Annotated in this window: 21 protein-coding genes and 1 pseudogene; 10 read left to right on the top strand and 12 right to left on the bottom strand. The window is 67.4% G+C overall.

Annotated features, from left to right (window positions below):
- Window positions 1-26: 26 nt before the first annotated feature.
- The 5 genes and pseudogenes from ACXJJ9_RS08385 to cysK form a co-directional block, all read right to left on the bottom strand.
- Window positions 27-1,004 (bottom strand): quinone oxidoreductase family protein, encoded by a 978-nt coding sequence (locus ACXJJ9_RS08385; RefSeq protein WP_457096749.1) that lies wholly within the window; start codon window positions 1,002-1,004, stop codon window positions 27-29.
- 151 nt (window positions 1,005-1,155) lie between these two features.
- Window positions 1,156-1,518 carry a hypothetical protein gene (locus ACXJJ9_RS08380; RefSeq protein ID WP_457096748.1) on the bottom strand — a complete coding sequence of 121 codons (363 nt, stop codon included), beginning with the start codon at window positions 1,516-1,518 and terminating at the stop codon, window positions 1,156-1,158.
- A gap of 154 nt (window positions 1,519-1,672) precedes the next feature.
- A complete protein-coding gene (locus ACXJJ9_RS08375; RefSeq protein ID WP_457096747.1) occupies window positions 1,673-2,425 on the bottom strand; it encodes an alpha/beta hydrolase in 753 nt (250 codons plus the stop codon).
- A gap of 99 nt (window positions 2,426-2,524) precedes the next feature.
- A complete protein-coding gene (locus ACXJJ9_RS08370) occupies window positions 2,525-2,962 on the bottom strand; it encodes a glutaredoxin domain-containing protein (protein ID WP_457096942.1) in 438 nt (145 codons plus the stop codon).
- Between the two features lie 72 nt (window positions 2,963-3,034).
- A pseudogene (cysK, locus tag ACXJJ9_RS08365) lies at window positions 3,035-4,057 on the bottom strand (cysteine synthase A); the annotation flags it as partial.
- Window positions 4,058-4,277: 220 nt separating this feature from the next.
- On the opposite strand from cysK, the gene ACXJJ9_RS08360 reads away from it, so the two are divergent.
- Window positions 4,278-4,625, top strand: coding sequence for an RcnB family protein (locus ACXJJ9_RS08360; protein ID WP_457096746.1), 348 nt, complete (start codon window positions 4,278-4,280; stop codon window positions 4,623-4,625).
- Window positions 4,626-4,735: 110 nt separating this feature from the next.
- On the opposite strand, the gene ACXJJ9_RS08355 is transcribed toward ACXJJ9_RS08360, so the two are convergent.
- Window positions 4,736-5,296 carry a YaeQ family protein gene (locus ACXJJ9_RS08355; protein WP_457096745.1) on the bottom strand — a complete coding sequence of 187 codons (561 nt, stop codon included), beginning with the start codon at window positions 5,294-5,296 and terminating at the stop codon, window positions 4,736-4,738.
- A 106-nt stretch (window positions 5,297-5,402) separates the two neighbouring features.
- The gene (locus ACXJJ9_RS08350; RefSeq protein ID WP_457096744.1) at window positions 5,403-6,149 is read right to left on the bottom strand and encodes a glucose 1-dehydrogenase; all 747 of its coding nucleotides are present in this window, start codon (window positions 6,147-6,149) and stop codon (window positions 5,403-5,405) included.
- 201 nt (window positions 6,150-6,350) lie between these two features.
- Here ACXJJ9_RS08350 and ACXJJ9_RS08345 point away from each other — a divergent pair, with 201 nt between their 5' ends.
- The 5 genes from ACXJJ9_RS08345 to ACXJJ9_RS08325 all read left to right on the top strand — a co-directional run bounded on the left by ACXJJ9_RS08345 (window position 6,351) and on the right by ACXJJ9_RS08325 (window position 9,104).
- Window positions 6,351-6,641, top strand: coding sequence for an I78 family peptidase inhibitor (locus ACXJJ9_RS08345; protein ID WP_457096743.1), 291 nt, complete (start codon window positions 6,351-6,353; stop codon window positions 6,639-6,641).
- Between the two features lie 184 nt (window positions 6,642-6,825).
- On the top strand, window positions 6,826-7,095 hold the full coding sequence (locus tag ACXJJ9_RS08340) for a hypothetical protein (protein WP_310055363.1): 270 nt from the start codon (window positions 6,826-6,828) through the stop codon (window positions 7,093-7,095).
- Window positions 7,096-7,248: 153 nt separating this feature from the next.
- Window positions 7,249-7,632, top strand: a complete 384-nt coding sequence (locus tag ACXJJ9_RS08335; RefSeq protein ID WP_457096742.1) for a hypothetical protein — start codon at window positions 7,249-7,251, stop codon at window positions 7,630-7,632.
- 14 nt (window positions 7,633-7,646) lie between these two features.
- Window positions 7,647-8,243 (top strand): hypothetical protein, encoded by a 597-nt coding sequence (locus tag ACXJJ9_RS08330; RefSeq protein ID WP_457096741.1) that lies wholly within the window; start codon window positions 7,647-7,649, stop codon window positions 8,241-8,243.
- Window positions 8,244-8,351: 108 nt separating this feature from the next.
- Entirely contained in the window at window positions 8,352-9,104 is a 753-nt protein-coding gene (locus tag ACXJJ9_RS08325) for a hypothetical protein (RefSeq protein WP_457096740.1), read from the top strand.
- A 57-nt stretch (window positions 9,105-9,161) separates the two neighbouring features.
- Here the strand turns inward: ACXJJ9_RS08325 and ACXJJ9_RS08320 are convergent, their stop codons facing one another.
- A complete protein-coding gene (locus ACXJJ9_RS08320; protein WP_457096739.1) occupies window positions 9,162-9,833 on the bottom strand; it encodes an SDR family oxidoreductase in 672 nt (223 codons plus the stop codon).
- 237 nt (window positions 9,834-10,070) lie between these two features.
- On the opposite strand from ACXJJ9_RS08320, the gene ACXJJ9_RS08315 reads away from it, so the two are divergent.
- Complete coding sequence (locus ACXJJ9_RS08315) at window positions 10,071-10,364, top strand: GYD domain-containing protein (RefSeq protein WP_457096738.1); 294 nt, start codon at window positions 10,071-10,073, stop codon at window positions 10,362-10,364.
- Window positions 10,365-10,398: 34 nt separating this feature from the next.
- Here ACXJJ9_RS08315 and ACXJJ9_RS08310 read toward each other — a convergent pair whose 3' ends face one another.
- The 4 genes from ACXJJ9_RS08310 to msrB all read right to left on the bottom strand — a co-directional run bounded on the left by ACXJJ9_RS08310 (window position 10,399) and on the right by msrB (window position 15,030).
- On the bottom strand, window positions 10,399-10,878 hold the full coding sequence (locus ACXJJ9_RS08310; RefSeq protein WP_457096737.1) for a GNAT family N-acetyltransferase: 480 nt from the start codon (window positions 10,876-10,878) through the stop codon (window positions 10,399-10,401).
- Between the two features lie 180 nt (window positions 10,879-11,058).
- A complete protein-coding gene (locus ACXJJ9_RS08305) occupies window positions 11,059-13,599 on the bottom strand; it encodes an NEW3 domain-containing protein (RefSeq protein ID WP_457096736.1) in 2,541 nt (846 codons plus the stop codon).
- A gap of 466 nt (window positions 13,600-14,065) precedes the next feature.
- Entirely contained in the window at window positions 14,066-14,590 is a 525-nt protein-coding gene (gene msrA / locus ACXJJ9_RS08300) for a peptide-methionine (S)-S-oxide reductase MsrA (protein WP_457096735.1), read from the bottom strand.
- Window positions 14,587-15,030 (bottom strand): peptide-methionine (R)-S-oxide reductase MsrB, encoded by a 444-nt coding sequence (gene msrB, locus ACXJJ9_RS08295; protein ID WP_457096734.1) that lies wholly within the window; start codon window positions 15,028-15,030, stop codon window positions 14,587-14,589. Before msrB ends, msrA begins: the two co-directional genes overlap by 4 nt.
- A 385-nt stretch (window positions 15,031-15,415) precedes the next feature.
- Here msrB and ACXJJ9_RS08290 point away from each other — a divergent pair, with 385 nt between their 5' ends.
- From ACXJJ9_RS08290 to ACXJJ9_RS08280, 3 genes are read left to right on the top strand one after another with little or no spacing between them, the layout of a single operon-like run.
- Entirely contained in the window at window positions 15,416-15,682 is a 267-nt protein-coding gene (locus ACXJJ9_RS08290) for a hypothetical protein (protein ID WP_457096733.1), read from the top strand.
- 48 nt (window positions 15,683-15,730) lie between these two features.
- A complete protein-coding gene (locus tag ACXJJ9_RS08285) occupies window positions 15,731-17,059 on the top strand; it encodes a DUF6895 family protein (protein ID WP_457096732.1) in 1,329 nt (442 codons plus the stop codon).
- Window positions 17,060-17,089: 30 nt separating this feature from the next.
- A complete protein-coding gene (locus tag ACXJJ9_RS08280) occupies window positions 17,090-17,404 on the top strand; it encodes a hypothetical protein (RefSeq protein ID WP_457096731.1) in 315 nt (104 codons plus the stop codon).
- Window positions 17,405-17,458 lie beyond the last annotated feature (54 nt).

Below are 17,458 nucleotides of genomic sequence, written 5' to 3'. Positions count from 1 at the left end.
ATCACCGCGATCCCACACGCCTCTCCTCACGGAATCAGCAGCACCTTGCCGGCGCTGCCGCGTCCCTCCAGCAACGCATGGGCGCGCGCGCCTTCGCGCAGCGGCACGCGCGCGGCGATCGCCACCGCGAGTCCGCCGGAGCGGACCGCGGCGAACAGGCGGTCGGCGCGCTGCTGGCGGGCATCCGCGCTGGTCAGCACGTTCCACAGGTCGCCGCCGACCAGCGTGAGCGAGCGGTCCATCAACACGCGCGGATCGACCGGATCGGGATCGCCGGCGGCCATGCCGTAGAAGACCACCGTGCCGCCCGTGCGCGCGAGCGCGAGGCTGTCGCCGAGCGTGCGTCCCACCGAGTCGTAGACGACGTCCACACCGTCGGGGACGAGCGCGCGCACGCGTTCCTGCCAGCCCGCGCCCGCATCCACCGCGTCGGTGGCGCCGGCGGCGAGTGCGGCGTGGCGCTTGGCGTCGCTGGAGGCCAGCGCGATCACGCGGGCGCCCTTGCCGCGTGCCAGTTGCACCAGCAGCTGGCCGACACCGCCGCCCGCGGCATGCACCAGCAGGGTTTCGCCCGCCTGCACCGCATGGCTGTCCTCGAGCAGGAACTGCGCGGTCAAGCCCTGCAGCAGCAGCGCCGCGGCGGTGTCGAAGTCGATGTCATCGGGCAACGCGATCAGCTTGTCCAGCGGCACCGCCACCTGTTCGGCATTGGCGAACGCGCTGTCGGCGAAGGCGACGCGCTGGCCGACGCGGAAGCGCGGCGACGGCTGGGCCGAATCGTCCGCGGCCAACGCGACGATCTCGCCCGCGCCCTCGTAGCCGGCGATCCACGGCGGCGTGCCGGCAAGGTGGTAACGCCCCTGCCGCCGGTATACGTCGGCGAAATTCAGGCCGATCGCGCGCGTGCGCACCACTGCGACGCCCGGCGCCGGCTGCGGATCGGGAAGGGTGGTCCACTCGAGGACCTCGGGGCCGCCGAAGCGGGAGAATGTGAGTGCGTGCATGCGCACCATTGTCAGGCCGCCGCGGTGGCGATGCCACGCGCTGCGACCAACGGCGCAGCAATCCGCTGCTCTGCAGCGCGCGAGGACCCTGCATCGCGCACCGGATCGCACCGATGCACGACGGAGTGCGCGGAACGCGAGCGCTGCGCGGCTACTTGGCCTTCAACTCGATGATCAGCGCTTTCGCCGGAGTCTTGCCGGTGTTGGTGGTGTCGTGCGTGACCGGCCCGCTCCAGAGGGTGTCGCCGGCCTTGGTGTGCCGGGTCTTGGTCGTGCCGTCCGCCATCGTCTGCGATGAATCGCCGTCGGCGAGGAAGTAGACGACGTTGTCGCCATGCGAATGCATGCCGGTCTTGCCGCCCGGGGGAATCACCAGTTCGATCACCCTCACCTTGTCGTTGTCCAGCAACACCTTGGCATTGCTGCCGGCCGTCGTCGCCAGGTCCTGGCTGGCAACCGAGAACGGCACGGCCACGGCCAGCAGGCAGAGGGCCGACGTGATGGATCGCTTCATGGAAATCTCCCGATTGGGTCGCTGAATGGGCGCGGGGCCGCGCCATCGCGTTAGATCACGCCGGAGGCGGGACGGACCATCACCCCGATGGGTGCTGCCAGGCTGCAGCCTGCGCCGCGATGGCAACCCGATCGCGGAACATCCCCACCAGCATTCAGCCGGTGCGCGCCGCGCCCAGGCTTTGCAACGCGTGCACCACCGACGGCCACGCCGCGCTGAGCGGATCGATCAGGGCGAAATGGCCGCAGCCGGCCAGCCGCTGCAACTCGACCTCGCGATGCGTCGAAACGTACGAAGCGGATACCTCGAACGGCACGACGTTGTCCGCGTCTCCGTGCAACAGCCGTGTCGGGACTGCTGGCGCGGGACGCCGGCACGGATCGAGTTGCGGATGCGCGTGCGCATCACCATCCAGGAAATCGGATACCGCATTGCTTCCCAGTCCGAGTTGCTGCGCCAGCACCAGGTCGGCAGCGGGCGCCAACGCCAGCACGCCGCGCAGCGACGGTGGCGCCGCCCCCGTGGCGGCGAGCAGGGCCAGGTGTCCGCCGGCCGAATGGCCCACAACGATGACGTCGCCGCGATGCCTGCGCACGCGTGCCGGGAGCAGCGTCAGCGCGGCGGCGACATCGGCAACACTCGGCTGCGGCGTTCCGGGCACGCGGCGATAGCCGATCGCCGCCACTGTCCAGCCCGCTGCGGCAAGTGCCGCCGACATCGGCCCGGTCTGGTCGCGACCGTACTGCGGTCGCCAGAAGCCGCCGTGGACGATGACGAGCAACGGCCGGGTTCCGGCATTGCCGTGGCCATGGCGGACATCGGCGACTTGATCGACGGCGTCGCCATACGCGACGGTGTCATCCGGCGCGGGCGCCGCGCGGGTCAATACGGATTCGTCTTCGTGCATGCGGAATTGACGGCGGACGTCGCAAGCGGGCGCCGTAGCGTACAAGCGTGCACGCCGTCCATGGAACCGGCCGCTGGAATGCTGCGTGCGATGGACCGATCAACGCGGATGCAGCCACGCCGGCAGCAGGCTCTCGGGCTCGACGCGCGCGGCCTCGTCGAAGGCGACACCGTGCGCGCGCAGCAGTTGCTGCAGGCGGCCATCGCGGAACATGTCGAACGTTTCCGTGCAGCCGCCGATGAACTGTCCGCCGACGAACACCTGCGGGATGGTTCGACTGCCGGTGCGCGCGGCCAGCACGGCGCGGATCTGCCCGCCGCGGTCGTCCCGCTGGTACGCCGTCGAATCGAGGTCGACCGAGCGATAGGGCATTGCGCACTGCGCGAACAGCTTGCGCAGCGACCAGCAGAATTCGCACCACTCCAGGGCGAACAGCACCAGCGGCTGCGCGGGATCGGCGAGCAGTTGCGCGACGAAGGCCTCCACTTCGGCCGACGCCGCGGGCGCCGCGACCTTGTCCTCGCCGCTCGCCGTCATAGTTGCCGCCACCGGTGGCGGCGTTGGCGTCGCCGCATCGAAGCGGCACCCGGGCGTCGAGCGCGACAACGCCCATTCCTCGTCGGACATGTCGACGCTGACGCCTTCGAACAGCGGCGTGCTCAGGTAACGCTCGCCGGTGTCGGGCAGCATGCACAGCACCGTGGCTCCGTCCTCGGCCGCGGCTGCCAGCTGCAGCGCCCCGGCTAGTGTCGCGCCTGCGGAGATGCCGACGAAGATGCCTTCGCGCTGCGCCAGTTCGCGGGCCAGCCGCACCGCATCGGCGCCATTGATCGGCAGGACGCGATCGACGAGCCGTGCGGTCAGCGCGTCCTCGGTGAGCTTGGGGATGAAGTCGGGCGACCAGCCCTGCATGAGGTGCGGGCGGAATGCCGGGTGGCTGTCGCTGGGCGTGCCGTCCGGCCGGCGTGCCTGAGCGATGCCGCTGCCCAGGATCGGCGAGTTGTCCGGCTCGCACACCACGATCTTCGTTTCCGGGCGTTGTGCCTTGAGCACGCGAGCGACGCCCTTGAGCGTGCCGCCGGTGCCGTAGCCGGTGACCCAGTAATCCAGGCGTTCGCCGGCGAAGGCGTCGAGGATCTCCGGCGCCGTCGTGCGCGAGTGCATGTCGGCGTTGGCTTCGTTGTCGAACTGGCGGCACAGGAACCATCCATGCGCCTGCGCCAGTTCCACCGCCTTGGCGAGCATGCCGCTGCCCTTCTGCGCGGCCGGCGTCAGCACGACCTTCGCACCGAGGAACCGCATCATCTTGCGGCGCTCGACGCTGAAGTTTTCCGCCATGGTCACTACCAGCGGATAACCCTTGACCGCACACACCATTGCCAGCCCGATGCCGGTGTTGCCGCTGGTCGCCTCGATCACCGTCTGTCCCGGTTTCAGCGTGCCGCGCTGTTCCGCGTCCTCGATGATGCCGAGCGCGAGCCGGTCCTTGACCGAACCCATCGGGTTGAACGCCTCGACCTTGACGTACACGTTCACGCGTGGCGGCGCGAGCTTGTTCAGACGGACGATCGGCGTGCGCCCGACCGTCTTGAGGATGTCGTCGAACTTCGCGTTTCCGGGCTGGCCTGGCATGGGAGCGACCTCCGCGATAGATGGGCGCGCTCGGCATCGGGGCGCCGCAGGCGCACAGTCGTCCCGTTGCCGGGGACTGTCAAACATCGTGTCCGCGCGAGGCGTGGCCTTCACGCCCTCGCGGCATCGCTGAACCGTTGCGATGCATTCATCGCGGCGCGCCGCCGCATTCATCCCGGTCTGCCTAAGGTGCGCACACCGTACGAGCAAGGAGATCGACATGAGGAAGCTGATCATCGTCACCCTGGCCGCCGGCGCGTTTGCGGCCGCGCCCGTGCTGGCTGGCCATGGCGCCGAACACAAGGACCACGTCGCCACCGCCGGCCACGGTCCGAAGGCCGAGGGTCACCACGACAACGGCCTGCATCGGGGCTGGCAGAAGCAGGCATGGAAGCGCGGCGATCGCATCGCATGGACGGAAGTCGATCCGCGCTATTATGTGAACGACTACCGTGCCTACCGCCTGAGCGCCCCGCCGGCGGGCTATCGCTGGATCCGTCCGATGGATGACCGCTACCTGCTGGTCGACGCGGCAAGCGGCATCGTCGCCCAGGCGCTCGGCTACTGATCCATCTGCAAGCGGCCAGCCGATTCGGCCAGCTGATCCACTGCATCACGCGAAGGCCCCGCAAGCGGGCCTTCCTTTTGGCCGGACTGATTCGCCCGGCCGAAGCCGGGCTACACCGGTGTCGCCGTCGACGACGCCATCCGCACCGTCGGACGCAGCGCGACGGTGTGCTCGGTATTCATCAGCTGCAGTTCGCCGTCCTGGATCATCGCGGTCATGCGCATGCTGCGTTCAAACAACGCGGTGACCGCGGCGACGCTGTCGGCATCGATGTCGATCACGGTGAGGTTCTTCAACCGCGCCAACGATGCCGCGTTCTTGTTCCACCACACGTCGGCGCCGTGGCCGCTGTAGGTGATCACGATCACCTGTTGCGCGCGCCCGCAGGCCTTGCGGATGCGCGACTCGTCGGGCTGGCCGAGTTCGATCCACTGTTCGATCTCGTCGGTGTAATCGCGGCGCCACAGCGCCGGCTCTTCCTCGTCGCTCAGGCCGCGGCCGAATTCCAGCCGCGTATCGGCGTGGAGCGCGAATGCCAGCAGCCGCACCATCAGGCGTTCCTCGGTCTCCGATGGATGCTGGGCCAGGATGAGGTTGTGCGACGCGTAGTAGTGCCGGTCCAGGTCAGTGACCTGCAACTCGGCTTTGATGACGGTGGCCTTGGGTGCCATGGATCTGCCTGGCTGCAAGGCCGGTCGAAAGGGGCTTCATTCTAGGCGCATGCAGCGGAGGAAGACGGCAATCCATCGATTGCCGTCCTCCCGCTTCAGGTCCGTCTCAGCGCAGGCCGCCGCTGGCCAGCACCTGTTCCCCGGTGAGCCAGCGCGAATCGTCGGAGGCCAGGAACACAGCGAGCGCGGCGATGTCGTCGGGCTGGCCGACGCGGCCCAGCGGCGTCTGTGCGACCGTGCCTGCCTCGAACTCGGAACCGACGAAGCCCGCGGTGTGCGTGCCCTCGGTTTCGATCATGCCGGGGTTGATCGCATTGACGCGGATCCGGCGCGGGCCCAGTTCACGCGACAGCACGCCCGTGATCGCGTCCACCGCGCCCTTGGTGCCGGTGTACACCGCGCTGTGCGGCGGCGTGATGCGTGAAACCACCGAACTGATGTTGATGATGCTCGCGCCTTCGCCCAGGTGCGGCGACGCAGCCTGTGTGGTCAGCAGCAGGCCCAGCACGTTGATGTTGAAGTGGCGGTGGAAGTCGTCTTCGGTGATGGCCTCCAGCGGGGCGAAGCCATAGACGCCGGAGTTGTTGACCAGGATGTCGAGCCGGCCGAATTTCTGCACTGCGGTATCGACCAGGGCCTTTGCTTCGACCTGCTTCGAGACGTCGCCGCGCGCGGCGATGGCTTTACCTCCGGCAGCATTGATGCGGGCGACGACCGCTTCGGCGCCCTCCTTGCTGGAGGCATAGTTGACGACGACGGCCGCGCCTTCAGCGGCCAGTGCGGTGGCAATCGCGGCGCCGATGCCTTTGGATGCGCCGGTGACGAGGGCGACTTTGCCGGTGAGCTTGCTCATGGTGGTTCCTGTGAACTGAGGGAGGTCGGGCGACGACGGCGCATGCAGCACGCACGGCCGATCGGTGCACACACGACGTGGAGGTGGCCCGGCCCGGCAAAAGTGCGGAAATCAGGGAAGCAACATCCCGTCGGCGGGACGCGCCGGCCGGCCGGCGAAGTGCGCGTACACTTGCCAGCGAACTCCAGCCCCGGAGGCCGCATGAAAGCTGTCGCAATCACGACCCTGTCCGTGCTGACACTCGCCTCCGGTTGCGCCAGCACCGAGCCCACACCGCATGTAAGCAGTGGTGCCTGCCAGACGGATACTTTGGGCTGGGTCATCGGGCTTCCTGCGAACGAAGAAAATGGCCGTCGCGCCTTTCGCGAAAGCGGGGCCGGGTTGTGGCGCACCGTCTCGCCGACGCAGGCCATGACCAAGGACCGGCGCCCCGATCGCCTCACCGTCCGCGTGGATGATGCCAGCCGGATCATCGACGTGGGCTGCTACTGATCGATTCCTGCTGCCGCTTTCACGCGGCGAGCGGCTGTCCATCGCATTCAACTTGCGCGCGACGCGTGTCGCGCATCGTCCATCCCCCGACCGGGGGAATGACAGCCCGCGGTCGCAACGCCTGAATAGACCCAGCGCACCGTGGTCTGCGCGTGCGCGTCAATGGTTTCCCGTGAGGTGTCTGATGAACCTCATCTATTCGCACAGCTACAACAGTGCGCGCGCCTTCGCCATGCACCACGAGTTCATGCCAGGCGACTGGAAATGGCTCCGCGATCCCGACGTGCTGCTGCACAACCCGCGCTCCGATGTGTTCAAGGTGGAACACTGGGAAGAAAATCCACAGCGAGACAAGATCGACGAGGCCATGGAGCGCTTCCAGCGGGCGCATCGCCTCGGCACCGTTGTCGATGTGGATGCCTTCCGCGGAACACTGGGTGTCTCCGGCACGTAATGGATCGCGGCGCTCGCGCGGATGCGGGCGCCGTGGATGATTTCCGCACGGGCGGCGACGGGTTCGCAGCATCGCGCACCTGTGACAGATGACGTGGATGGCGGTCTGCGATCCATGGAGAATGTGCGCTCCGTTTTCATGGCGCACTCCCCCATGCTCCGAGCTCCTCGCTTCCTGAAGGCTGTCCCCCTGGCCGCGATCATCACGACGATCGCGGCGCTCTCTGCCTGCGCCACCACCACACCGGCGGCAACCCCGCTGGTGGTCGGCGAACAGGCGACGATTGCCGGTGAAGTGATCCGCGTCGACACCGGCCCGTGGTCCTACGACGGCCACGCGGTGGTAAGCGTTGCCACCGCCGCGGGCACCGTCAACGTGCAGCTGCCGGCGCGCTGGAACCTGTGCAAGGCTCCGCCGCCCGGTGACGTGCAGGCCTTGAAGCCCCACGATCGCGTCGAAGCGGTCGGCACCGTGACCGCGGCGGATGCGCTGATGGTCTGCCAGCAGCCGCAGCATCATCTGCGCAAGCTGGACTGATCGTTGCCGAGGCCATGAGCTCCGATGCCGAGTCCCGTCGCCTCGCGCTGTACGCCAAGCGCGAGGCGCTGCGCGCGCAGCAGGCCGGACGCATGGCGCAGCAACAGCGCGCACGGGAAATTGCCGCCTTCCAGCGCCATACCGGCGGCGCACTGCAGGCGGCGGGCGTGCACTACGAGATGCTGTGGCCGGAAGACCCGAGCCGACGCGGCCCGTTACCGACCTATCCCATCGGCCTGGCCAGCATCCACTGGCCGCTGGTGCCGACCGCCGTCAGTGCATACGGCGGTACCGAAAATGCGTTGAAAGCATTGTTCGACGAGGCACTGCGCGCATTGCAGATCGCGCCCGCCTCGGCGGTAATCGCCGACTGGTGCATCGGCGGCATGCCGCGCGTCGCGCTGTCGGCGGCCGACGCATCCACGCAGGCCATCACCCTGATGCACGCATCGTCGGACCTGTGGGTTTACGCCGCCGACGCGACCTGGGTGATCGAGGTCTATCACGAGGGCACGCTGACCTACGCGGATCGACCTGGCTCRCCGGAGCATGCCGGCGACGGCTGGCGGCCGCGCAAGGGCTCGCCGCAGAGTGGCAATGCCGATTGCTGACTGCGTGAACAGCAGGTGAGACGCCTCCGACGGCCGCTTAACCCGCATTTCGCGGGGTCCTAGCAGGCGCGCGCCTACGTTCAAGTCTCCCCGCCCAGAGTCATCTCGATGAACACGATCCAGTGCGCGGCCGCCGCCGTGCTCGTCGCGACTGCCGCCCTTCCCGCGCAGGCGGGCGAACTCATCCTGCCGAGCTTCCACCTCTCGGACTTCCATGCGCCGCTGCGCATCGACAACCCGCTCTCGCAGATGAAGGCGGGCACGTTCACGGTGGCGCACGAACTCGAGGACGGCGAGTGCAAGGTCAACGACGTCATCGTCACCAATCGGGTCAAAAGCGACTTCATCGCCCCCTACGCCGGCCTGTCCGCGCGCGTGGTCCGCGACCTCGTGTACCTGGATGAGGAGTGCAACGGCAAGCGTGGCCTGCTGCTCGAGGACACCTCCGACTTCTACGGACAGGACGACAGCGGCAATGTCTGGTACTTCGGCGAAGAGACGGTCGAGTACGAGTACGACGACAAGGGCAAGCGTATCGGCAGCAGCACCGAAGGTACGTGGGAGGCGGGACGCAACGCCGAGGCCGGCATCGTGATGCTCGCGAACCCGCAGGTGGACATGCGCTATCGCCAGGAATTCTCGCCGGGCGTGGCCGAGGACGCGGCGAAGGTCAAGGCGATCGACATCCACGTGAATACCGCGCTGGGCAGCTTCAAGGGCTGCATCAAGACACGCGAGACGACGGCCCTGTCCCCCGGTGACGTCGAGTTCAAGTACTACTGCCCCAACATCGGCCTGGTGAAGGTGGTGTCGCCCTCGGTGGATGGCGGCGCGGAGACGGTCAGGCTCGGGGTGCACTGATTCGCTGTTTGCTCCGTAATGTCCGCGCGGCCTCTGGTCGCGCGAACGTCATCGCGGCTACCAGGGCAATGCGCTGCCATTGGCGTGCTGGAAGCTGCCGCTCTGCGCGAGCGTGAGTGCGTCCAACCGTGCGATCAGCTGCGACGCGGCCTGCGCCGGACTGACATCGCCATTGCCGCCGACCATGTCGGTGGCGACGTAACCCGGATGCAGGAGCACCACGGCGATACCGCGCGATTCCAGATCCAGCGCCAGCGACTTGCCGATTGCATTCACCGCCGCCTTCGAAGCGCGGTAGCCGTAATAGCCGCCGGAACCGTTGTCCGCGACCGAGCCCATGCGGCTGGTGATGATGCCGATCTTGCCGCCCTCGGCCATGCGGTCGTGCAGCGCCTGGGCCACGCGTAGCGGGCCCAGCGCGTTGACTTCGAACTGGCGGCGCATGCGCTCGAAACCGGCCGCGTCGATCGTGCCCAGCGACTCCTGGCCCAGGATGCCGGCATTGAGCACGAGCGTGTCGATGCGCGTGTCGGCCAGGCGCGTCGCGAGCGCTTCCACTGCCGCACCGTCGCTGACATCGACGCCCGCTTCCACGGTTGCAGCGGTGGCATCCAGCGCCGGACTCGATTGGCGGCACACCGCGATGACGTGGTCGCCGCGAGCCGTGAACTGCTGTGCCAGGGCGAGGCCGATGCCGCGGTTGGCGCCGGTGATCAGGACAGTGCGCATGACAGGCTCCTGTGGGAATGGGGATCGTGGACCGGTGCACGTAATGCGCAGGCGAAACCTCAAGCACCCGGGCGGGGGACCGGTTGCGGAGACCGGCTCCCGCGTGCCGGGGCGTTGATACGAGAGGACCGCAGGCAATGCCTGCCGACGACCAGCGCCACGGACCCGACGCTCGCCCGCTTTCAAAGGGTCCGCCCCAGGGTCCATTCCCAAGGGTCCGCACAGGAGCAACCAACCATGGCGACGTACATCGCACTGTCCACCTTCACCGACCAGGGCATCCGCAACGTCAAGGACACCACCAAGCGCGCCGCCGCCGTCAAGGAAATGGGGAAGAAATTCGGCGCCGACATGACCCAGATCTACTGGACGCTGGGCTCGTACGACCTCGTCGTGATCATCGAGGCACAGGACGAACAGGCGGCGACTGCGTTTGCCATGGCCATCGGTGCGGCAGGCAATGTCCGCACCCAGACCCTGCGCGCCTTCAATGCCGAGGAAATGAACGGGATCATCGGCAAGATGCCCTGAGTGTGATGCGGACTGCGACGCACGGCCGTCGGCGCTAACTGGCGCCCTCGACTCCCGTCGACCCGAGCACCTTCTCGAGACGCACCGCGTCGACAACGCCGCGGTAATAGCCTGGCACCCGGCTTCGCGCGCCATACCCCAGCGCCGCATAGAAACCGATGGCGCCGGGATTGTCGGCCCTGACCTCGACGCCGATTTTTTCCAGTCCGGCCGTCAGCGCGCATTGCTCGAGCCACAGCAGGATGTGCCGGCCCAATCCGCGGCGACGTTGCGCCGGTTGCACCCCGAGAAGGACCAGGTGTGCCGCCGTGTCGCCGTAATCCATGATGCCGACGGCAAGCAGGTCGCCGCGGTCTTCGATCACTGCGACATTGGTGGTCCTGCTGCGGATGGCACGCAGGATCCGTTCCGGCGTGTAGCTCCAGCCAAGGCCGTATTCGATGAAGTCGCGCGACAGTCCGGCAATGGCACGAGCATCGCCCGGGGTCGCGAGCCGAACGGAAGGAATCGCCAACACGAGGATGATCTTACGCTCGCGGCGACGGCGCGGAGCATGCGCACGTTCGCATGGCCATCGCACTGGCGTGCGTGCGCCGCATCCGCTCGGCGCCACTCCCCAAAAAAGAAGCCGGACCGCGTGGGCGGTCCGGCTTGATTCACGCGTCGATCGCTCCTGGAGCGATCCCGCACACGGTTACTTGGCGACGGTGAAGCTGCTGGTTGCCTGCGTGGTGAGGCTGCCGCTGGTCGCCGTGGCGGTCAGCTTGTAGGTGCCGATCGAGCTCTTGCCCGTGCCCGACGTGAACGAGACCTTGGCATAGCCATTGGCATCGGTCGTCCCGGTCAACTTGACCGTGTTGATCCCGTTCGGCTTGAGAGCGTTGAAGCTGACCGTGGCACCGGCAACCGCGACGTTGTTCTTGAGGACGCGCGCGGTCATCGAAACCACCTCGCCCGCCTTGTAGCTGCTCTTGCTCGTGGCCACGGTTTCCGTCAGGACGGGCGGCGCGACGACATAGGTGCCCGCGGCATTCGCGGTATGGGCGCCGCCCACGGTGCTGCTGGTGCCCACGCCGATGGCGTTGCTGCCGGCGGCGGCATCGGCGGACGAGGTCACGGCGAGCGTGGCACTGCCGCTGGTACCCGGGGCAAGCGCGAGCGACGGGGCCGACAGTGCGCCGGTCCAGCCCGAGGGAACGCTCCCGGCCAGGGCGAACGTGGTGGTGCTGCAGCCGCTGCTGTCGTTGTTCTTCACGCTGACGGCATAGCTGTTGGTGGTACCGGCGGCGACCGCGGTGGTCGGGCCGGTCAGGGTCAGCGTCGGCGCGGCGCGGGTGCAGACCGGCGGCAGGACCGCATAGGTGCCCGCGGCATTCGCGGTATGGGTGCTGCCCACGGTGCTGCTGCTACCCACGCCGATGGCATTGCTGCCAGCGACAGCATCGGCAGGCGAGGTCACGGCGAACGTGGCGCTGCCGCTGGCACCCGGGGCGAGCGCGACCGAGGGGGCCGACAGCGTGCCGGTCCAACCCGAGGGAGCGCTGCCGGCCAGGGCGAACGTGGTGTTGCTGCAGGCGCTGCTGTCGTTGTTCTTCACGCTGACGGCGTAGCTGTTGGTGGTACCGGCGGCGACCGCGGCGGTCGGACCGGTCAGGGTCAGCGTCGGCGCGGCGCGGGTGCAGACCGGCGGCGGGACCGGGGCCGGGGCACCGGCGCCGTACTCATACGCACCCACGTCATTGGCGGCACCGGTCGGACGCGCGCCCATGACGAAGTCGGTCGTGACCGCGCTGATCATCGGCGCCTTGTCGATCACCGGGCTGCCGGCGAGCGGCTCGGCATCGAAGCCAGCCAGGGTCGCATTGGTCAACTTCGGGTCGCTCGCGCAGGTGGCGCCGGTCGGGCAGGTACGCACCTTCCAGCCCATGTTGCCGGAGAAGCTCTTGGCCGCGGGAGCACCGCCGCCACTGAACAGCGTCTGCTTGGTCGTGTCGGCGTAGTACGGGAAGCCGACCACCAGGTTGTTCTGGATGTAGATCTTGTCGGTGGACGTGCCTTCGCCATAGGCGATCTGCGCGTCACCTTCGCCGGCGATGGTGTTGTGACGCACGGTCGCGACGTCGTTACCGGTGAGGATCAGCAGCAGCGAGCTGCCATAGGCGCGGCACAGATCGCCGTCGACCATGAAGTCCCTGCCGCGGAAGTAGGTGCAGTTGCCGACCAGCACCGAGTTCTCGATCAGCGAGTTGCCCTTGAGCTTGACCTGGTTGCCGGCATTGGCCACCGAGTAGATGCGACGCAGGGTCACCTTGGTGGTGTCGGCACCGTCCATGTAGCGCAGGTCGATGCCGTCGGAGGTGTTGTGGTGGACGAACGCATCCTCGATCAGCCAGTCACCGCCGGTGTCGGTGGTGCCCATGCCGTCGCCGTAACCGCCGGCCTGCTGCGCCCAGCAAGCCCACGGCTCGCCGGTCGCGACGCGCTCGCCGCAGCCGTTCCACGCGATCTCGATGTCGCGCATGGTCATCTTGCCGGAGTTGGACGCACCGGTACCGATGTTGCCGTCCCAACCGGCAGCGCCGTTCTTGTTGAGCTTGAAGTGCTCCATCGTCCAGTTGCTGAGGCCACCGGCGTTCATGCCGTTCTTGGCCATGCCGTGGATGTTGACGTCGTGCACCCAGACGTTGCTCGAGGCACGGGCGTACAGGCCCACGCGCGCCCACGGCATGCTGCTGGTGCAGGCGGCCGCGGCGTTGGAATGGTTGTAGACGCAGTCGCTGTTGTCGGTGACCTCGAAGTTACCGAGTTCGACATTCGAGCTGCCGTCGAGGTTGAGCACGCGGTGCACGCCGCCGACGCCGATGAGCTTCGGGGTCGTGCCCGGCTTGCCCAGGACCTTGGTCGGGGCCGAGCTGGTGCCGCTCGGGATCGGCTGCATGTAGCCGCCGCTGCCAATCTGGTAGCTGCCGGCACCGATCATGAGGGTGTCGCCACCCGCGATGCGCAGCGCGCCGGAAGGCGGCAGGGCGATGTTCGGATTCTTCCACGCGCAGGCCTGGGCGGTGCCGCTGCCCGGATAGGCAGCATCGGCGCGGCCGTTGCACTGGCTGGCATCGCCACCGTCGGCGCGCACGTAATAGGTTGCCGCCTGGGCGGAGCCGATGGCGGCAAGGCCAGCCGACAGCGAGAAGAGAAGCTTGGGCAGCTTGCGGCTGCGGAAGGGAACAGACTTCACACACGGTCTCCGTAAGACATAAGGGGCAACCAGGAGCTCCCTCAAACTCCTGATGGGCGCGGACTCTAAGAAGGGGGGGGTCGGCGTCGTTGTGCGGTTGGACACAGTTCGTGCCGACCCCACGAATGCGTGCGCCAAGTGCGACGCACGTCGCTTGACGGGCGCGCATTCATGTAAAAGGGACGTTAAAGGCGCGAAGACCTGAACAGGGCTTCGCCTATTCAGGTTTTGCCGACGCTGTCCGATTGCGCGAAATTTCCGGCCTGCGCAGCGGAAAAGGCGCGGTCAGGAAGCGTGGCGCGCATCACGCTTGCAAGGGCGTCGGCTCAAACCGTGCCACCGCATGCACCAGAGGTCGTCACCCGATCTCCTCGCAAGTCGCCCCCGCCCAAACGGAAAACGCCGGCGCGGGGCCGGCGTTTTCTTCGTCGTAACTGTCAGGCGAACGAGGGGTGAGCTGATTCCGCTATGCCTTGGCGCGACGACGCGGCAGTTTCCACTCGGGACGCACGAAGTGGCAGGTATAACCCTCGGGATAGCGCTGCAGGTAATCCTGGTGCTCGGGTTCGGCTTCCCAGAAATCACCGGCCGGCGCGACTTCGGTGACCGCCTTGCCCGGCCACAGGCCGGACGCATCGACGTCTGCGATGGTGTCCAGCGCGATGCGCTCCTGCTCGGGCGTGGTGTAGTAGATCGCCGAGCGGTAGGACGTACCCAGGTCATTGCCCTGGCGGTTGCGCGTGCTCGGGTCGTGGATCTGGAAGAAGAATTCCAGCAGGTCGCGATAGCCGATGCGCGCGGGATCGAACACGATCTCGACCGCCTCGGCATGGGTGCCGTGGTTGCGGTAGGTGGCGTTGCGCACGTCGCCGCCGCTGTAACCCACGCGCGTGCCGACGACACCGTCCATGCGGCGCAACAGGTCCTGCACACCCCAGAAGCAACCGCCGGCGAGGATCGCGCGCTCCAGTCCCGTCATTTCGTTGCTCATCGCACATCCTCCACCTGGTCCAGGTACGCGCCGTAGCCGGCGGCTTCCATCTCCTCGCGCGGGACGAAGCGTAGCGATGCCGAGTTGATGCAGTAGCGCAAGCCGCCGCGATCGGCCGGGCCGTCGTCGAACACATGGCCCAGGTGGCTGTCGCCGTGCGCCGAGCGCACTTCCTTGCGGATCATCCCGTGTGAGGTGTCGCGCAGCTCGCGCACGTTGGCGATCGGCTTGGTGAAGCTGGGCCAGCCGCAGCCGGAGTCGAACTTCGCCGACGAGGCGAACAACGGCTCACCCGAGACGATGTCGACGTAGATGCCGGGGCGGTCGTTGTGCTCGTACTCGCCCGTCCCCGGACGCTCGGTGGCGCCTTCCTGGGTGACGCGGTACTGCTCGGGGGTCAGCCTGGCGAGGGCTTCGGGGGTCTTGCGGTAATCGCTCATGGGGGCTCCTGTGAAGCCGGGTCATCGGCAAGGCATGGAACGGGGTTCCGGATAGATGGGGCCCGGCGGCGGGGACTCCAAGGCAGGGGAGACACCGGGACATGAATCATTTCGTTAGTCCGCCGTAAAAGCGGCCTGTGCATTCCGTGAATCGAGGCCCGTTCGTCTGCCGACTGGCCGACGCACCGCTGTCGAGGCGTTGTGATCGATGAAGCATCCCCGGCAAAACGGAGGCTTCACCGAGCGGAGCACCTGTCCGCTCAACCAAGTGCGCTCGCGCACAAGGAGCCGACGCCCGGCAGTAGATGCCACCGTCGGTTTGGTGTCCTGGTCGCGCGAGATTTTTCATGGAGCATCAACGCAGTTCGACAATCGGAGAACTACCGTGATCAAGGATCAGGGAAAGCTGGCTGGAATGGATCGGGAAGTGGTTCAGGCGCTGCTCGACAGCGGCGCCGTGAATTTCAAGGCCATTGGGGAAGCCGTCGGAAAATTCGGACCCAGCATCGTGCTCAACGGTGATGGAGAGGACAACTTCTGCTGGACGATGCGTCTGTTCATTCGCATCTTCAAGCGTCCGACGCCGTGGGGTGAACTCGATGAGCTCGGTGAACTGCGCAAGCACGCGGCACCGGAGATACGCGGAGGCTGAAACCGTCGCCATCGCTTGAAGGATCTGGACGAAACAAGGACTTTTCGCATGCACTGGAATGCACGGGACCTCCAGCGACGACTGGCCAGGGCCCTCGAGGTGGCAGAGCGGGCCATCGCCTTTCTCGGTGATGCCGGCTGGCGCGCGGGGGAAGCCGACGGCGTACGGCCCGAGAAGGTACTGTCGGAAACGGCCCTCTTCCTGTTGGCAACGCGCGATGCCTGCGAGCGGACGCCGGAGCTTGCCGGCCTCCATCGCAGCATTGCCGTTGCCCTGGTTCCTTTTGGCCGCAACGAACGCAGTGCGGCGCTGATTGCGCTGGAGCCCGTGGTCGCGCTCGACCATGCCCTGATGCATCTGTGCCTGTCACGGATGGGCATGGCCGACACGCGCTTTGACCGCCTGCTCGCCACGGCCCTGTCCAGCCAGGGCGCGGCCGGCCGCGAACGCCTGCCGCATCGCGCCATGGAGCAGCAGTGGCTGCTGCGTATGACGAATGCGTCGCCAGCGCGCTTGGCGCGCACGCGCGACTGCATCCTCGACCACCCGCTAGATGCGATAGCGCCCACGCCCGACGATCTCTACGCCTTCACCCATTGCCTGCTGTTCGGCACCGACCTGGGCTTGCGCGCGGCGCGCTTTGGGCGTTCCGGCGCTGCGCTCGCGACGGATGCGGAAACCGCGCTGGCACGGTGCCTGGACATCCAGGACTTCGATGTCGCCGGCGAACTGTTGATGACCTGGCCGATGCTGCAGCGGCGCTGGAGCAACGGCGCCTCGTTCGGATTCCTGTGCCTGGCGCATGCGGAGGACGAAGCCGGCTTCCTGCCGGCACCCGGCATGTCGCTGCAGCCGCTGGCCTCGTTGAGCGGCATCGATCGGACCCGCCACTTGCTGGCGACGAGCTATCACACGATCTATGTCATGGGGCTGCTGTGCGCGCTGGCATTGCGCACGGGAGTGACACCGCGATCGTCGCTTTCTCCATCCACGCGGCGCGTCCTCCCGCGTCCACGCGAGGTTCTCGATCCCGCACCGGGCGATTCCCGGGTCTGGTGCAAGGTCTTCGATGGCCTGCCCACGGCGGCGCAGGAAGCGCTGACGCCGTTCCTGCTTACCGTGCAGATTCAGCGCGCCGCGGCGCGGCGCGACTTCGCGGGCATCCAGCGCCTGCTCGGCGTCGCTGCAGGCTTCGATCTGCTTGGCATCCCGGCGGCACGCCAGGGCCTCGAGCTGCTACAGCGCGCGGCCATGCTCGGCGCGATGGCCGTCGCGACGGACAGCGACAGCACGGCCATCGGCGCACGTGCGCCTGGCCAGTCACTCCATCGCCGTTCGATTCCTTCGATCGAACCCACGGTGATCGCGCGACCGTGAAGTCGCGCGCCAACTCAAATGGAGGTTTCCATGCACAAGATCATGATCCCGGCCCTGGTTGCCCTCGGCTTCGCCGCTTGCCTGCTGGCGCCACCCGCTCGCGCGGCGCGCGTCGAAGACGTGGTGGCCGCTTGCGACAGGATGGACGCAGCCAAGCCCGGAAGCTGCCGCTATGTGGTCACGGACAAGGGCCTGGGCGGCTGCACGAGAGTCGGCTGCTTCTATTGCCCGGCCGATGGCAGCCGCGATTGTTACGCGATGCGCACGTCAGGGAAGGCCCAGCAGGTCGATGTCGACAAGATCCAGATGAAGTGCAATCGCGGTGCCGAGGGCTGGTGCAAGTAGGCGGCAAACGCGCAAGGTGGGCTGCCCCCCATCTTGTGCATTTGAGGAACGCAG

The organism is Lysobacter sp. P5_B9, assembly GCF_054049835.1.
This window is presented reverse-complemented; position numbering and strand designations above follow the sequence as displayed.

What these genes read in the sequence shown, in the direction of transcription:
- ACXJJ9_RS08385 (WP_457096749.1), bottom strand. Translation starts at nt 1,004, where the DNA reads ATGCACGCACTCACATTCTCCCGCTTCGGCGGCCCCGAGGTCCTCGAG.
- ACXJJ9_RS08380 (WP_457096748.1), bottom strand. Translation starts at nt 1,518, where the DNA reads ATGAAGCGATCCATCACGTCGGCCCTCTGCCTGCTGGCCGTGGCCGTG.
- ACXJJ9_RS08375 (WP_457096747.1), bottom strand. Translation starts at nt 2,425, where the DNA reads ATGCACGAAGACGAATCCGTATTGACCCGCGCGGCGCCCGCGCCGGAT.
- ACXJJ9_RS08370 (WP_457096942.1), bottom strand. Translation starts at nt 2,962, where the DNA reads ATGACGGCGAGCGGCGAGGACAAGGTCGCGGCGCCCGCGGCGTCGGCC.
- ACXJJ9_RS08360 (WP_457096746.1), top strand. Translation starts at nt 4,278, where the DNA reads ATGAGGAAGCTGATCATCGTCACCCTGGCCGCCGGCGCGTTTGCGGCC.
- ACXJJ9_RS08355 (WP_457096745.1), bottom strand. Translation starts at nt 5,296, where the DNA reads ATGGCACCCAAGGCCACCGTCATCAAAGCCGAGTTGCAGGTCACTGAC.
- ACXJJ9_RS08350 (WP_457096744.1), bottom strand. Translation starts at nt 6,149, where the DNA reads ATGAGCAAGCTCACCGGCAAAGTCGCCCTCGTCACCGGCGCATCCAAA.
- ACXJJ9_RS08345 (WP_457096743.1), top strand. Translation starts at nt 6,351, where the DNA reads ATGAAAGCTGTCGCAATCACGACCCTGTCCGTGCTGACACTCGCCTCC.
- ACXJJ9_RS08340 (WP_310055363.1), top strand. Translation starts at nt 6,826, where the DNA reads ATGAACCTCATCTATTCGCACAGCTACAACAGTGCGCGCGCCTTCGCC.
- ACXJJ9_RS08335 (WP_457096742.1), top strand. Translation starts at nt 7,249, where the DNA reads ATGCTCCGAGCTCCTCGCTTCCTGAAGGCTGTCCCCCTGGCCGCGATC.
- ACXJJ9_RS08325 (WP_457096740.1), top strand. Translation starts at nt 8,352, where the DNA reads ATGAACACGATCCAGTGCGCGGCCGCCGCCGTGCTCGTCGCGACTGCC.
- ACXJJ9_RS08320 (WP_457096739.1), bottom strand. Translation starts at nt 9,833, where the DNA reads ATGCGCACTGTCCTGATCACCGGCGCCAACCGCGGCATCGGCCTCGCC.
- ACXJJ9_RS08315 (WP_457096738.1), top strand. Translation starts at nt 10,071, where the DNA reads ATGGCGACGTACATCGCACTGTCCACCTTCACCGACCAGGGCATCCGC.
- msrA (WP_457096735.1), bottom strand. Translation starts at nt 14,590, where the DNA reads ATGAGCAACGAAATGACGGGACTGGAGCGCGCGATCCTCGCCGGCGGT.
- msrB (WP_457096734.1), bottom strand. Translation starts at nt 15,030, where the DNA reads ATGAGCGATTACCGCAAGACCCCCGAAGCCCTCGCCAGGCTGACCCCC.
- ACXJJ9_RS08285 (WP_457096732.1), top strand. Translation starts at nt 15,731, where the DNA reads ATGCACTGGAATGCACGGGACCTCCAGCGACGACTGGCCAGGGCCCTC.
- ACXJJ9_RS08280 (WP_457096731.1), top strand. Translation starts at nt 17,090, where the DNA reads ATGCACAAGATCATGATCCCGGCCCTGGTTGCCCTCGGCTTCGCCGCT.